We start from the raw sequence: 14851 nt of genomic DNA, 5'->3' as shown, positions 1-14851 counted from the left end.
GACGGATTCGTCGAGATCGGCGAAGGCGCGGTATCCTACGGTGCGATCATCCTGCCTCTGACCGGTATTGGGGAAGTAGGAGCCGACGGCATCCTTGATTACTCACAAACCTTCGATCTGAGCCAGATGGGTATCTTCGCCGACGGGTTCGAGGCTGCCGATCTGTTCCCCCTCGTATTTCGTGAAATTGTGCTTCATGGCGGACCTGTCCCCCTTGGCGCTGGCGCGGGAACAGGCGGCATCATCAATGGAATGCAAGGCTCCTACGTTGTCGGCCTTCCGGTTGCTGCAGGAACGATTTCCGCGCCTGTTCCCGAGCCGGCAACCTGGGCGTTGATGCTTCTCGGCTTTTTCGGGATCGGCGGAATGATGCGGCGAAGTGCTGCCGTTCGGTCGACGCGGGTGACTTTCGCTTAAAGACACAACGTTACTAAAGGACAGGCGCTACCGGCGATAACCGGCAGCGCCTTTCTCTTGTCATCCATCTACGTCGCTGGTCCGCCTTGACTTGGCTCCGCGTCCTGCCACAACCTTCGGGAAAGGGGCCGAAATGTCAGAACGTCGCGAGTTGCTTCTCAAGGCCATAAGTGAGACAGCCGAAGGCGATCGTTCTTCCCTTAAAACCGTCTACGAGATGACGTCCGGCAAAGTATTTGCCACGATTGTGCGGATTGTCCGGGATCGCGAGCGCTCCGAAGATATCCTGCAAGAAGTGTTCGTCAAAGTCTGGAGCCGGGCGGGCCGGTTCGATCCTGCAAAGGGCAGTCCGATAACCTGGCTCTGCACGATCGCGCGCAATACGGCCTTGAACGACATTCGACGCAGCGATCACGTGGTCAGAACGCCCGACGGAGCCTTGCCTGAAATCACGGACGATGAGGCACGGCCTGCAGACGAATGGCTCTGCGCGATGGAAGACAGCGAAGCGCTGGCACGATGTCTTGAAGAATTGCAGGACGATCATCGCAGATCGATCAAACTGGCTTTCTTCGATGGCCTCACGCATAGCCAACTTGCAGATCGCGTGAATGTCCCGTTGGGAACGATGAAAAGCTGGATTAGGCGCGGGCTCGCCGGGCTGAGGAGTTGCCTCGGTGGCTGACGACGCGCTTCCCTTGGACGATGAATCCTTCATGCTCGCTGGCGAACTCGCCTTGGGCGTGCTCGAAGGCGACGAATATGCGATCGCGCAACGGCGCCTTCTCGAAGAACGCGATTTTGCGAGCGCCGTGGAATGGTGGCAGCTTCACCTTGCTTCGATGGCCGAGGCGTCGGGAGAGTTGCAGCCGTCCGACGATGTCTGGCGCGGGATCGAGGCACGCATTTCATCGGAGACAAAGGGCGTCGCCGGCATTCCTCGAACGACTGACCAACGATCTTACTCGAGACTGAGTCTGGCGACCTTTGCCACCGGGCTCGGTCTAGCCGCTGCAGCGCTCGCCTTGTTCATAGCGACTCCGCGCACGGTCGAAGTCGTGCCGACGGACATCACGACTTCACCATCGCCTCAACTTGTCGCGCAGTTGCAAGACCAGGAAACGGGTCGCAGGCTCGCCAGTATAGTCGATGTTCCTAACCAGCGTCTCGCATTGAACATTACCGGTCTGGAGGCCGAACCGGGTCAGACGCCGGAATTATGGGTCATTCCAGAAGGGGGCGCACCATATTCATTGGGAGCAATCCCCGGAAGCGGTCAATTCGAGCGCCAGTTGTCGAACGAGGAAGAGGACCTGTTGAGAGCCGGTGTGACCTTGGCCGTTACCTTCGAGGATGACACCGGCGTGCGGCATGAGGCACCAACCCTTCCGATCCTGCTTTCAGGACCGCTCGATCCGGTCTGAAACTTGTGAAATCGCCATAACAGGCAAATCCGAAAAAGAATTTCTGCCGAGGTGCATCCGAAATGCGCCCCCCTGTGTAGCTGCGCCCGCTCCTTCACTTGAGGGAGTGCCAAGCTTCTGTCGCGGTTGCTCTGTGCAGCCGCCATCGCGTGACACTCACGGCGGAAACTTGGCTTTCTGGTCCGAAAAAGAAGGAAAGCTACATGAACTTCGCAAGCAACAGAAAGCTCATCTCTGTCCTGTTCGCAGGCAGCGCATTCGTAGGTCTCGCGACCGCAGCGCACGCTGACGGAACGCCCGAGTGCAACGATGCGGCAGCAGAAGCCACCGAATGCGGGACCGATGCAACGACCGGAACCGCCGAAGGAGCCACCGCCGTTGGTAATGGCGCTAGTGCGACGGGCACGGATGCCGTGGCAATTGGCGGAGACGACGCGGGCACCGATCCTGCAACGGCCTCTGCCCCTTCGACAGTAGCCGTTGGCGGCGAAAGCGATGCCACAACGCCGGGCGCCACCGCGATCGGCTGGCAGGCTCAAGCTACAGGTGCGATGGGCACAGCCGTTGGACATCAGACGACCGCATCCGGCGATCAGAGCTTCGCCAGCGGCGAAGACGCCGTCGCTTCGGGATCGAATGCGATTGCGATCGGCAACAAGGCGGTCGCCAATGGGGGCGATGCTATCGCGATCGGCGGCGTGCGCGATTTCATCGACGCTAACGGAAATGGCATCGCAGACGTCAATGAAGACGATGATGACACCAATGACATTACAGTAACGACTGCGACAGGTCCCTCGACGACCGTGGTGGGTGGACAGGCTTTCGCCAGTGGGCCGGGCGCGACGGCCTATGGATGGCGCTCGGCTGCTGACGGAGAACGCGCGACGGCGATCGGGCATCTTGCGACGGCTCAAGGTATCAGGTCCTTGGCGGTTGGCGAGAATGCCGATGCGCAAACCGATATGGCGACAGCGATCGGAAACGAGTCGACTGCAAACGGGATCGATGCCTTAGCGATCGGCGATGCTGCAATGGCCATGGGTAACTCGACCACGGCAGTCGGTGGCGAAAGCGTTGCCTCGACGCCGGGAGCAACTGCCCTTGGCTGGCAAGCACGAGCTACCGGAGCAATGGGAACAGCCGTGGGCCATCAGTCGACGGCCAGCGGCGATCAGAGCTTCGCTGGAGGTGAGGATTCTGTCGCGTCCGGCGACAACGCTATTGCCATCGGTAACACGGCCCAGGCGACCGGTGGAGACTCCATCGCGATCGGCGGTAACCGGGATGGCGACAGCGGCGCTTCGACAATCGCGAGCGGACCTTCCACGACGGTCGTCGGTGGTCAGGCATCGGCCATGGGGCCTGGAGCGACCGCGTATGGCTGGCGTTCCAATGCGACAGCTGAACGCGCCACTGCGATCGGTCATCTCGCAACCGCCTCTGGCGTGCGCTCAGTATCACTCGGCGAAGCTGCCACCGCGACAGGTAATGGATCGATCGCGATGGGTAACGAAGCTGTCGCATCGGGAACGAACTCTGTTGCCATCGGCAACGGCGCTGTAGCCGAGAACGATGGACAGGTAGTTGTTGCAGGCCTCGGCACGAGTGTCGCATCGCAAACCGGTCCGCTGGCTTTCGTAACAGCCGACGCGAACGGAACCCTGGGTATGAGCGCAACCGCCGGAACGAGCAACCTTGCCAGCTTCGATGATGTGGCAGCGAACACGGCTGCGATTGGTGCGAACTCCGCGCTCATTGCCGATAATTCGATGGCGATCCTCGATCTGCAGGACCGGCAATCGATGATGTTCGATCTCGCGCAGGAGAATTCCACGCAGATCCGGCGTGCAAACGAGGGTGTCGCTTTGGCGCTCGCGATGGAATCACCGATTATCATGCCGGGCAAGACCATCGGCGTTGCTGGCGGGTTCGGCTATTACAATGATCGCGTCGCAGGCTCGGCGTCGGTCGGATATCGGATCAGCGACAGCACCGTCTTGACCGGCGGCGTGGGCCTCGGGTTCGATTCCGGCGAAGTTGGCGCTCGCGCCGGCTTCCAGGCTTCCTGGTAAGCAGGCCAGTTCGTCTGCAGCAAGATTCCTGCGGACCAGGAAGGGGGCGGAGCGCTTTGGCGCTTCGCCCTTTGCCCTTTGCCCTTTGCCCTTTCGTGGACCGGTGCCTCATAAACCTTAATGGGGCAGGCGATTATATAATTCTGCGTTTTTAGGGTTGGTTCGATTGACCTGCGCAAAAGTCCTGCACTGATATTCAGTAGGAGAATAAACCGTCGATCGCGCCGAAAAAGGCGAACGGCGTGCCACTGTCGGATAGTTACTATTCATCCCATCCCTTTCGGCACAAGATAAAGGCCTGTAGCTGGCGAGGTGATCCGATGAAGATCGTGACGACCGACGAAACAAAGGCATACCAACGCTATTTTCTTCTCGCACCGCCAATTCTGGCGAATGTTCCGGTCGCGCTGTTGGCCAGCTATTTCGCGATATACGCGACCGACGTATTGCTGGTTGCCCCTGCCGCCGTCGGCACGATCCTGCTTGTTGCCCGACTTTTCGACGGAATTACCGATCCAATAATCGGGGTATGGAGCGATCGGCGATCTGCTCCCCGCCGGGTACCCGTGATGATGGCCGGAGTTCTCATCAGTCCTTCGTTGGCGTTTCTGTGGCTGCCGCCGCAAAGCCTTTCCGGAACCCTGCTTTTTGTCTGGATCACCGCCTTTTATTTGCTGTTCGAGCTAGGTCAGACCCTGCGCGCAGTGCCGCTAAGCGCCCTAGGTCTTGAGGTCGCGCGCGATCCACGACAGCGCGTGTTCGTACAGGTCATATTCCGGATTTTCGGTTTCGCGAACTATCTGGTGTCGCTCTGGCTTATGCAATATCTCACGGAACACGAAGCCCCGCGCGCCGCGATTACTCCCTTCATAATCGCATTTACCGCAGCGTATTTGGTCGTTTTCATGACAGCATTAATCTACGTGAAGGAGTTGCCGCAGCCGCAACGAACCGAAGAACGACCGATACTGCGGATGATGAAGGAAGTTCTCGGCAACCGATACCATCGACAATTCCTAGGTATCCAAACAGCCGAGGTCGTGGCCTTCGCGTGCATCGGCTTTGCGGTCCCTTATGTGACACGCTACGTCCTCGACCGCCCGGACATGACCATGTTCGTATTTCTCACGAACGCCGTGACGGCATTGATCGCGTCGTTTGGCTGGTGGCGAATCGTCCCGCGTCTTGGTGTGCGAATATCCTGGTTGATAGGACAGTATTTCTGGGCGGCGGTTCTGGCCGGTTGGATCTTGGTACCAACTCTCGGCATCTGGTTCTTCATGTTCCTCGCCTTTCTTTCAGGCATTGGGGGCGCGGCGGGGAACTGTGTCAGCTACGCCATGCTGGGAGACATCGCCGATTACGATGCACGGGAAAGCGGTCGGCAGAGGCAGGGCATTTACGTGACCATCTACGGCCTGGTCTCGAAACTTGCGCTCGCAATGACTGCCTTCGTGCTCGGTTGGATTCTTCAGCTTTCGGGATACCAACCCAATACAGAGCAGGGTCAGGGATTTTTACTCGGCATTACGCTAATCGTTTCGATCATCCCTCTCCTCGGCATCGGTTGGAGCATAAGTCTTCTACACCGCTATCGTCTTTACGAGGACGAAAGCATCGAAGACGGACGCGCGACCCCTCCAAACCTGGCGCATGATACTGCTTGACGCGACTTGGCGCACGATATTGAGCACACCGCGTAGCGGTGCCATAAATCGCGTGGATGTTTCATGCGCTGTTGCCTGACCCTGCCCTCGCGCAAGATGTACCGATGTATATCGTCAGTGAGGACGCCTACCCGGCAGGTCGGTTTTTGCGTCCAAACGTGTTGTGCTTCTGCCTTGATCCCGACGCGGTCAAGATAGAAGGCAGGCCGGTTCCGGGACTGATCCTTGGCAATTCCTTTAACACGCTTCCGCAGCGTTACGAAAAGCGCTCGGGAACGATCGTGATCGTTCAGATGCTCAGCGGCGCGTGGTTCAGGCTTTTCGACATCGATCCTGCCCGCTTCACCACGATCACAGCCTTGGACGATGACTACTGCAAGGGACTCGAAACGCTGTTTCGACAGCTAAGTTCGGCCCGGCGGGATTTCGTCCGTATTTCCCGCCTGCTCGATAGTTTTCTGTTGGAACGATTGGCTCTTTCTCACCCGCGCGGCCTTGCGGAGAGGTTCCGCGCAGAAGTGATCGAGGATCTCGATCAGACGATAGCTGACATAGCATCGAAGATCGGAGTTACCGAGCGGACGCTTCAAAGGGCGGTGCGGAAGGTTTTCGGGGTCAGTCCAGCGCGGCTGCGCCGAATTATCAGGCTGTATCGATCGGTCGATCAGGGGCGTGGGCTCGAAATCGAATGGCTTCATGTTCCTGCCGACCTCCAGTTTGCGGATCAATCGCACTGGATCAAGGAGTTCAGGAAACTTCAGGGAATGACGCCCGGCGAATATCGGCAGCAACCGTTAGGAAGCTGGCGATATTACAAGCGCGGCATAGCGGATCCGAACGATCCGGCAAGTTTCGGGGCGGAGCCCTCGCAGGAATGGGAAGAACATTTTGCCTCAGGCGCCCCGGCGCTAGATCTTCGGTTTCAACCTTCTTCAAGCAATATTCGCCGTTGAGCTTGATGGCAGCACGCCGGTTTTCCCAACTATCAATGCCGGACCCTATCAGGTCTTGCCCGCCCGACGAGCGGCCTCGCAGCCTATCGGAAAGGCGGTTTATGCGACGCACTAGGCGAACGACTCACGCAATACGGCTCGAGGACGAACCTGCCAAAGTGTTACCGCCGGGCGTTAAGCCAGGCCCGGCGGTATGTAGGTCATCTGCGCGGTATGCTTGGCGTAACCGAGATTGCTGCAATCCCTATCGGCCCGTCTTTGCTTCGTGCCTTCAGAATGGCCGCGTCTCTTAACGGAATGACGCTTGCGAGAGTTTCCTTCTTGCAATGGACGTTCCACCTCCATTCGTAGAAGCCACCCCTCGGAACCCCGCCGCAGACCCTTCGAACGGCTTTCTTGATCCGCGCGTCGAGGGACTTAACTCCAGTGTCCGATCGCAGATCGAGATCCACGAAATAGACGTCTTCGCTGGCTGCCTCTTGTGCTGAAACCGATGCGGATGATGTGCCGATGACGGTTGCAAGGCAGATGGCGAGAAATTGCCGCTTATGCATTTGAGTGTCCTTTCCGGCTGTCTTGTCGATTGCGCGAAGATGACAGGTGGCAACGACCGGCACATCGGACAGATGACCGATGCGAGTTCATTTTTTCGTGGTATTTAGAAAGCTACATTGCCGGGATGTTCTGCCATGCAGCAAAGAGAACGGGATGACTTGATTAGGAGCATCTACGATGCAGCCCTAAACCCTGATGAGTGGCCTGCGATGTTGACCCGCGTTGCGCGCGTCATGCGTTGCGAGCAGTGCAACTTCGTCATGGTTGACCCATCTTGCGGCGACACGCGGGTGATCACCCCGATGTGGCGCGAAGATGATCGCGCTTCCTTCTTTTCGCACTGGCAGAAGGAATTCACTATTGCTCACAAGCTCCGGTCCTACTCTGTCGGGCAAGTGATCGGTTACGACGAACTGTTCGACGTCTCGTGGCTCCAAAAGACCGCGTTTTATAATGAGTGGTGGCTTCCTCAAGGCGTCGGAGGTGGCTCGTTGGCTGCCAACGTGGTTGCAGATAGCGGAGCAACTGCCTCGATAACCGTACACGCCCCCACTACCAAATTGGGGTTTGAACGCGCCGAGAAGGAACGGTTCTCCGAAATAGTCGGGCATCTAGCCCGTTCCGTGACGATCCTGCGTCGTCTGAAGATGGCGCAATTGGTGACCTGCAAGACCGAAGGAGGATTGGCGTCGGGCTTCCTCGTGGTCGACAGGAACGGCTTGGTCCTGCATTCGGACGCAGAGACACTGTCTTGGCTCGAAGCCTTGGATCTCGTTCAAAAACAGACAAGAACGGTCAAGATTGCTCAGGGTAAGGTCAAAGCTTTGCTGCTTCAGGCCATCGAAAAGGCGCACGGTGCTTCGCTCGATCTTCTCGACCGGAACGGCGCGCGTTTCAGGCTGATGGTCATCCCTTGTTCGCCGGGAGAGCATCTCAACCCAGTCATTATCGACCGGCCCGCAGCTCTGATTTGGCTGATATCGACTGAACAACTGAAGAAGGAGCGAATGAAGCGGTTAAGCGACGCTTTCTCCCTGACCCCCGCCGAAGTGAAAATTGCTATCGAAGCATGCGCAGGGGGTGGCAGGGCAGAAATTGCCGAAAGATGCGGACTTTCGCCCAGCACAATCAGGTCACATCTTGAATCGATTTACTCGAAGACTGGCGTCCACAGGCAATCGGAACTGGTACACCTCGTGGAAACGATCTGAACGAGTAACGCCGCAAAATAGTGGATGCCCCGCGAGGATTCGAACCTCGATTGACGGAGTCAGAGTCCGTAGTCTTGCCATTAGACGACGGGGCATCACGCCCCCTCGATCATGCCGCTACGAATGGGCCGATCGACGGAACGGGGAAGCGCGCACTTAATTTGCGCCGGTTCCTGCGTCAAGGTCGCGCATACCTTCTCTTAGCACAACCAGATGCGCCGGCTGTCGCCCGGATGCCTCCCTACCGCCGCCCATCTTGTCTCTTGCGGCAAGTTTGGCTATCCTCGGCCTCAGGTCCCCGCGCTCACTCGCGCGGGAGGATAGAAAGACGATTGTATCATGGCGGATTATTCTCCGCCGGACGAACATAAAGGGACTCGCGCAAGAAGGGGCAACAAGTCCGGCAAGGTAGCCGATTTTCGCTACAAGAAACCCTCGCGAGCACCGACCGAGCGCAGCAGGCCCCCTGTCGGGCCGCTTCACGGCGTTGGCCCGTCCGCGAATGGCCGATCCGATCCTGCCCGGACGGGAACGACACGTCCGCAAGCACGATCCCGCCAGGCATATGCCGCTCTCGACCTCGGCACCAACAACTGCCGCCTCCTGATCGCCAAGCCGGAAGGCGAGAACTTCACCGTCATCGACGCATTCAGCCGTGTCGTCCGCCTCGGCGAAGGCCTTGCCCATACCGGGCGGCTGTCCGACAAGGCGATGGATCGCGCGCTGGCGGCTCTCAAGGTGTGCGCGGACAAGCTGCGCCGCCGCAACGTCTATCTTGCGCGTTCGGTCGCGACGGAGGCCTGCCGCCGGGCGGAGAACGGCGCGGACTTCATCGATCGCGTCCAGCGCGAGACGGGAATTCTGCTCGACATCATTTCCGCTCAGGAGGAAGCACGGCTCGCCGTGCTGGGCTGTCATATCCTGCTGGAACAAGGGCCGGGCCCGGCGGTCATTTTCGACATCGGTGGCGGCTCGACCGAGCTCGTGCTGATCGAGCCCGGCGGACCGGTGCCGCGCATCCTCGACTGGCAGAGCGTGCCGTTCGGCGTCGTCTCGCTGACCGATACGGTCGGTTCGGAAGAGGGCGAGCGGGACGACCGGCTCGCGCGCTATGCCAGGATGCGCAGCCTCGTCTTCGAAAGTTTCGCTCCCTTCGCCGAGCGCATTGCGAGCTATATCGAAAGCCATGACAGTATCCGCCTGCTCGGCACCAGCGGCACGGTCACGACGCTCGCCAGCCTGCATCTCGAACTGCCGCATTACGATCGCAACGCGGTCGACGGCCTGATCCTGAAATCCGAAGCGATGCGCGACGTCAATCTGCGCCTGTCGGGCATGTCGATGGCGGAGCGGGCCGCCCTGCCCTGCATCGGGGAAGACCGCGCTGCGATGGTCGTCGCCGGCTGCGCAATTCTCGATTCCATTCTCGACATTTGGCCTGCGGAGCGTCTGGGCGTGGCGGATCGCGGTATTCGCGAAGGCATCCTGCGCAGCCTGATGGCCGCCGACGTAAAGGGGCAGAATTCAGGCGCACGGCAGAACCCTGCCAGCGGCGCTTGAGAGTGCGCGAACCTAGAGCATGACCCGTTCCCGGAAAGATCCCGATCGCCGCGTTCGCAGCAAGAAAAAGCGCAGCGAATCCTCACGTCAATGGCTCGAGCGGCAGTTGAGCGATCCTTACGTCAAGCGTGCGAAGGACGACGGCTATCGCAGCCGCGCGGCATACAAGCTGATCGAGCTCGACGAGCGGTTCGACATTCTGAAGCACGCCAAGCGCGTGGTCGATCTCGGCATCGCACCGGGCGGCTGGGCGCAGGTGGTCCGGCAGAGGCGACCCAAGGCCGGGATCGTCGGCATCGACCTTCTGGAAACGGAGCCGCTCGACGGCGTCACCATCCTGCAGATGGATTTCATGGACGATGCTGCACCCGAAGCCTTGATTGAAGCGCTCGACGGGTCACCCGACCTCGTCATGTCCGACATGGCGGCTAATACTGTGGGCCACAAGCAGACCGATCACCTGCGCACGATGGGTCTCGTCGAAGCGGCTGCCTGGTTCGCCATCGAAGTGCTCGAAGATGGGGGCACGTTCTTGGCAAAGGTTCTCGCGGGCGGCACAGATGCCGAATTGCTGGCGTTGCTGAAGAAGCATTTCTCCAGCGTCAAACATGCTAAACCCCCGGCAAGCCGTAAGGGCTCGTCGGAGTGGTACGTCGTTGCGCAGGGGTTCAAGGGGCGGAACTGAAACCGCCCCTCTAAACCAAGCAACAAATCAATTTTCCGCTGCGGAGCCCTGGCTCGGGACGGGCTGTTCGTCCCCCATCGCGCCCGCCGCCTCGATGTCGCCGACAGGCTCGCCCTCGGTCACACCCGGACCTTCGCCAGCGCCATCGGTTTCGCCTTCCACGGCGCCTTCCTCGACGATCTCGACGGGTTCGGGGAGCGGCGGGCCGCCGCCATTCTCAACCAGGTAAAGCATGAGGTTGGCACGGTCTTCCGGATTGCCGAGACCGGCGAAGCTCATCTTCGTTCCAGGCGCATAGGCCTTAGGATTCTCAAGCCATGCGTTCATTTCGTCATAGGTCCAGCTGCCGCCCTTTTCCTGAAGCGCGGAGCTATAGGCGAAACCGGGAGCATGACCGCCGATGGCGGCGCCCATCACGCCGTAGAGATTGGGGCCGATACCGTTCGGTCCACCCTGATTGATCGTGTGGCACGCCTGGCACTTCGCAAAGACCTTGGCACCCGCAGCCGCGTCGCCTTCGGCGAGGAAATTCGCGATCGGGATGACCGGACCGTCCCCGCCTTCTGCGGCGACTTCGACCGAATAGGCCATCGTCTCTGGCCGCTCCGGGTCGTCTGCGTGAAAATACATGCCGGACACGATCGACAGGCCGAGGGCGACGATGCCCGCGAACAGGAGCCAGCCGAAAATGGTATTCATGCGATCGGTCATATTGATTCGAACTTTCCGCGAGGAGATCGGTTTCTGTGTCAGGTTCGTCGACCGGAACCGGTCGCGCTTGCGCGCCGCTCTAATGTTTGCTCGTCCGTTTCGCAAGAGCCGCCAGCGATGTCGAACTTGCGAAGATTGCAAGCAAGCATCCCGGTCGGGGCAATTTGCGCTTTGCTTTGGCGGGTGTCAGCGATAACGCCCCGGCGCATGGACAGCTTTCCCGGCCCGGCCCGCAAACTCGTCGAACAGATGCGCCAGAGCGCGGAAAGCGCGCCTGATCGGGCGATCGCCTTTCAGGGTTCGCCGGGTGCCAACTCTCATGCAGCGGCGACACAGTTCGCCCCCGAAGCGCTGCCGCTGCCCTGCTTCAGTTTTTCCGATGCGCTCGATGCGGTGAAGAACGGAAGAGCAGGCTGTGCGATCATCCCGATCGAAAACTCCCAGAACGGCCGCGTCGCCGACATCCATTTCCTGTTGCCGGAAAGCGGACTGTCGATCGTCGCCGAGCATTTTATGCCGATCCGGCACGCTCTGATGGGATTGTCCGAAGGGCCGTTCGAAGTCGCCTACAGCCACCCGCAGGCGCTCGGCCAGTCGCGACGGTTCCTGCGCGAGCGCGGCATCGTGCCTTTGAGCCATGCGGATACGGCGGGGGCGGCGGCGTTCGTCGCGGAATCGAACAATCCGACGCTCTGCGCCATCGCTCCGGCAGTGGCTGCCGACCTCTACGGCCTGAAGATCGTCGAGGAGAATGTGGAGGACGCGGCGGACAACACCACACGCTTCGTCGTGCTGGCGAAGGACGCGCGCGATCCGAGCGAATTGTCGAACACGCAGGCGATGACGACATTTATCTTCGAGGTGAAGAACATCCCCGCCGCCCTCTACAAGGCTATGGGCGGGTTCGCCACCAACGGCGTCAACATGACGAAACTCGAAAGCTATCAGAAGGGCGCGAGTTTCGAAGCGACGATGTTCTACGCCGATATCGTCGGCGCACCGGGCGAACCGGCCGTCGACCGTGCGCTTGAGGAACTGGCTTTCCATTCCAAGGAATTGCGCCTGCTCGGCTCTTACGAACAGGCGATGCGGCGCGGCATGGGCGAAGGCTAGTCGTCCGAACCTTCGAAGATTGCGACTTCGCGCATGCCTGTGCTGGTCGCGCGCCCGCGATACATCCCCGGCGTGTTGAAGCTGAAAAGCGCCTCGCCTTCCGGCGTCACGAGAATGACGCCCCCGTCGCCGCCCAGCTCCTTCACTTCCGCTAGTACAGCGTCAGGTACAAGCTGCTTCATGGCGCGTATTTCTTCCTCCGCCGCCAGCGGTCGTGCTTTATCGAATTTAAGGTAATTAGACGCTTCCAGCATCCTTAAGCGCGAACAGATTTCATGCGCCACTCCGACACGGATGAAATACTCGCCCGCTCCCGTCGCGGACACGGCGCAGGCACGATTGTCGGCATAGGTCCCCGCGCCGATGATCGGCGCATCGCCGATGCGGCCCCACCTCTTGCCGGTCAGCCCGCCTGTCGAGGTGGCAGCGGCCAGATTGCCCTGCTGGTCGAGCGCGACCGCGCCGACCGTGCCGTATTTGTGATCGACGTCCAGCGCGGACAGTTCTCGCTCCTTCAGTCGCTTGAGCGCTTCGAGCCTTTTCTCCGTGCGGAAGTAGGACGGATCGACCGCTTCGATGCCGCGTTCGTTCGCGAAGGTCTCAGCCCCTTCGCCACTCAGGAAGACGTGCCGCCCATCCATCATCACCGCCCTCGCAAGCAGGATGGGGTTCTTGATCGAGGTGACGCCGGTGACGGCTCCAGCCTCCCGGGTCCGGCCGTCCATGATCGCGGCGTCGAGTTCGTTCGCCTCGTCCCAGGTAAAGACCGCGCCCCGCCCGGCATTGAATTTCGGATCGTCTTCCAGCCGGGTCACGACCGCTTCGACAGCATCCAGCGCCGAACCGCCATCGGCCAGGATCGAAGAGCCCGCGTCGAGCGCCGCCGCCAGCGCGGCCTCGTATTCCGCCTCCTGATCGCTCGTCATGTTCTCGCGCAGGATCGTGCCCGCCCCGCCGTGAATGGCGAGCGACCAGCGGCCCTCTCCGCTATCCGGTTGGGCGAGCCCAGCAGTGGCAAAGACCATGGCGAGAAGGCCGGCGACAGCTTTCGAAAAGTGATGAAGCAACACGAATTCCCCTCTGGCGCGCATGATCTCAGGCGGCCAATTTTGCATTGGAACGTATCCTTATGATAAACATAGGGTTCATATAAGCAAAAACGGGGCACGAAACATCATGAGAATAGGAAACTATCGTTTCGACGAAAATCTCTTCGTCGAAATTCTCGAGAAAGTGGCGCTGGCCGCGATCGTTCTACTCATTACCTGGGCGCTGGCGCGCGCGGCGAAATGGGCCTTCGCCAAGCTCGTCGACAACGTCTCTTTCTTTCGCCACCACACTGGCGACGGATCGACACTCGGCGCATCGCTCGGGAAAATCGTCTCCCTTCTCATCTGGCTGTTCGGCCTCATCATCCTCTTGCAGGTTCTCGGCCTCGGCGAAGTCGCCGGTCCGATCGACAATCTCCTCGACAACGTCGTTCGCTACATCCCGAATCTCGTCGGTGCGGGCCTCATCTTCTTCATCGGCCTGATGGTCGCGAAGATCGTGCGCGAACTGACCGTGACTGCCCTTCAGACCGTCGATTTCGATAAGTGGGTCAATCGCGGCGGCGTCTCGGAAGCGACCGGAAACCACGCACTTTCGCGGACGATCGGCACGATCCTCTATGCCATCATCGTCATCTTCGTCGCCATCGCAGCGCTCGAAGTGCTCAACATCCAGTCGATCAGCGAACCTGCCAGCGACATGCTGCAGATCATCTTCGCCGCGATCCCGAATATCATCGCTGCCGCAATCCTGCTGGGCATTGGATATCTCATCAGCCGCTTCGTCGTGCAGATTCTGAAGGAAGTCCTGCCCGGCCTCGGCGTCGATCGCGCCCTGTCGGATAGCGGTATCGTCGGCACGAACACGAAAGCGTCTTCGGTCATCGCCCGGGTCGCGCAGATCGGCATCGTGCTGTTCTTCGCCATCGCGGCGACGCGCATCCTCAATTTCCCCGAACTCACCGCCATCCTCAATGAGGTGCTGGAACTCGGCGGACAGGTCGTCTTCGGAGCAGTCGTGATTGGTATCGGTTTCTTCATCGCCGGTCTTCTCGCCAATCTCATCGGCGGTGCAGGCGAGCAGACGACAGCCGGAACGATCGTCAAATGGGCGACCATCCTGCTCTTCACCTTCATGGGCCTGTTGTTCATGGGCGTCGGCGAAGCCATCGTGCAGACCGCCTTCAGCGCCATCGTGATCGGCGGTGCCGTCGCGGCGGCCCTAGCCTTCGGCCTCGGCGGGCGCGAATGGGCTGGGCGAAAGCTCGAGGAAATGGATAGCGCTGCCAAGAACGGCGCACTGCGCAAGTCCACGACCCCGACGTCCTCGACGACTTCCGCAACCACGACCCGACCGGGTGCGCCGGAAAGCGACAAGCCGCTGCCTCCGGGCGCCTGAGGCTTCAAAACCAGTCGCAAGAACGATAGGGG

The 14851-nt window shown here is 60.0% G+C and carries 14 protein-coding genes and 1 tRNA gene; 11 read left to right on the top strand and 4 right to left on the bottom strand.

What is annotated here, in order from left to right:
- The 6 genes from GRI38_RS10455 to GRI38_RS10430 form a co-directional block, all read left to right on the top strand.
- Positions 1 to 417: PEPxxWA-CTERM sorting domain-containing protein (locus GRI38_RS10455; RefSeq protein ID WP_160683279.1), on the top strand; the 417-nt coding region annotated here is incomplete at its 5' end.
- A gap of 133 nt (positions 418 to 550) precedes the next feature.
- Complete coding sequence (locus GRI38_RS10450; protein ID WP_160683276.1) at positions 551 to 1102, top strand: sigma-70 family RNA polymerase sigma factor; 552 nt, start codon at positions 551 to 553, stop codon at positions 1100 to 1102.
- Complete coding sequence (locus GRI38_RS10445; protein ID WP_160683273.1) at positions 1095 to 1841, top strand: anti-sigma factor domain-containing protein; 747 nt, start codon at positions 1095 to 1097, stop codon at positions 1839 to 1841. Before GRI38_RS10450 ends, GRI38_RS10445 begins: the two co-directional genes overlap by 8 nt.
- Before the next feature lie 203 nt (positions 1842 to 2044).
- Positions 2045 to 3916, top strand: coding sequence for a YadA-like family protein (locus GRI38_RS10440; RefSeq protein WP_160683270.1), 1872 nt, complete (start codon positions 2045 to 2047; stop codon positions 3914 to 3916).
- A 320-nt stretch (positions 3917 to 4236) separates the two neighbouring features.
- Entirely contained in the window at positions 4237 to 5583 is a 1347-nt protein-coding gene (locus GRI38_RS10435) for an MFS transporter (protein ID WP_160683267.1), read from the top strand.
- Between the two features lie 104 nt (positions 5584 to 5687).
- Entirely contained in the window at positions 5688 to 6536 is an 849-nt protein-coding gene (locus GRI38_RS10430; protein ID WP_160683264.1) for a helix-turn-helix domain-containing protein, read from the top strand.
- Positions 6537 to 6736: 200 nt separating this feature from the next.
- On the opposite strand, the gene GRI38_RS14355 is transcribed toward GRI38_RS10430, so the two are convergent.
- A complete protein-coding gene (locus tag GRI38_RS14355) occupies positions 6737 to 7090 on the bottom strand; it encodes a UrcA family protein (RefSeq protein WP_160683261.1) in 354 nt (117 codons plus the stop codon).
- Positions 7091 to 7249: 159 nt separating this feature from the next.
- Here GRI38_RS14355 and GRI38_RS10420 point away from each other — a divergent pair, with 159 nt between their 5' ends.
- Positions 7250 to 8302 (top strand): helix-turn-helix transcriptional regulator, encoded by a 1053-nt coding sequence (locus tag GRI38_RS10420; RefSeq protein WP_160683258.1) that lies wholly within the window; start codon positions 7250 to 7252, stop codon positions 8300 to 8302.
- Between the two features lie 21 nt (positions 8303 to 8323).
- Here the strand turns inward: GRI38_RS10420 and GRI38_RS10415 are convergent.
- Positions 8324 to 8397: transfer RNA gene (locus GRI38_RS10415), tRNA-Gln, on the bottom strand.
- A 244-nt stretch (positions 8398 to 8641) separates the two neighbouring features.
- On the opposite strand from GRI38_RS10415, the gene GRI38_RS10410 reads away from it, so the two are divergent.
- Positions 8642 to 9862 carry a Ppx/GppA phosphatase family protein gene (locus tag GRI38_RS10410; RefSeq protein WP_160683255.1) on the top strand — a complete coding sequence of 407 codons (1221 nt, stop codon included), beginning with the start codon at positions 8642 to 8644 and terminating at the stop codon, positions 9860 to 9862.
- A 19-nt stretch (positions 9863 to 9881) separates the two neighbouring features.
- Positions 9882 to 10547 carry an RlmE family RNA methyltransferase gene (locus GRI38_RS10405; RefSeq protein WP_160683252.1) on the top strand — a complete coding sequence of 222 codons (666 nt, stop codon included), beginning with the start codon at positions 9882 to 9884 and terminating at the stop codon, positions 10545 to 10547.
- Positions 10548 to 10574: 27 nt separating this feature from the next.
- On the opposite strand, the gene GRI38_RS10400 is transcribed toward GRI38_RS10405, so the two are convergent.
- Positions 10575 to 11246, bottom strand: a complete 672-nt coding sequence (locus GRI38_RS10400) for a c-type cytochrome (RefSeq protein WP_419880270.1) — start codon at positions 11244 to 11246, stop codon at positions 10575 to 10577.
- A 219-nt stretch (positions 11247 to 11465) separates the two neighbouring features.
- Here GRI38_RS10400 and GRI38_RS10395 point away from each other — a divergent pair, with 219 nt between their 5' ends.
- Entirely contained in the window at positions 11466 to 12371 is a 906-nt protein-coding gene (locus tag GRI38_RS10395) for a prephenate dehydratase (RefSeq protein WP_160683246.1), read from the top strand.
- Here the strand turns inward: GRI38_RS10395 and GRI38_RS10390 are convergent.
- Positions 12368 to 13396 carry an isoaspartyl peptidase/L-asparaginase family protein gene (locus GRI38_RS10390; protein ID WP_160683416.1) on the bottom strand — a complete coding sequence of 343 codons (1029 nt, stop codon included), beginning with the start codon at positions 13394 to 13396 and terminating at the stop codon, positions 12368 to 12370. The genes GRI38_RS10395 and GRI38_RS10390 overlap by 4 nt on opposite strands.
- Before the next feature lie 151 nt (positions 13397 to 13547).
- Between GRI38_RS10390 and GRI38_RS10385 the strand changes: the two genes are divergently transcribed.
- Complete coding sequence (locus GRI38_RS10385) at positions 13548 to 14819, top strand: mechanosensitive ion channel (RefSeq protein ID WP_160683242.1); 1272 nt, start codon at positions 13548 to 13550, stop codon at positions 14817 to 14819.
- The last annotated feature ends 32 nt before the right edge of the window (positions 14820 to 14851 follow it).

This window comes from Parapontixanthobacter aurantiacus (assembly GCF_009827635.1).
Lineage (GTDB): Bacteria > Pseudomonadota > Alphaproteobacteria > Sphingomonadales > Sphingomonadaceae > Parapontixanthobacter > Parapontixanthobacter aurantiacus.
This window is presented reverse-complemented; position numbering and strand designations above follow the sequence as displayed.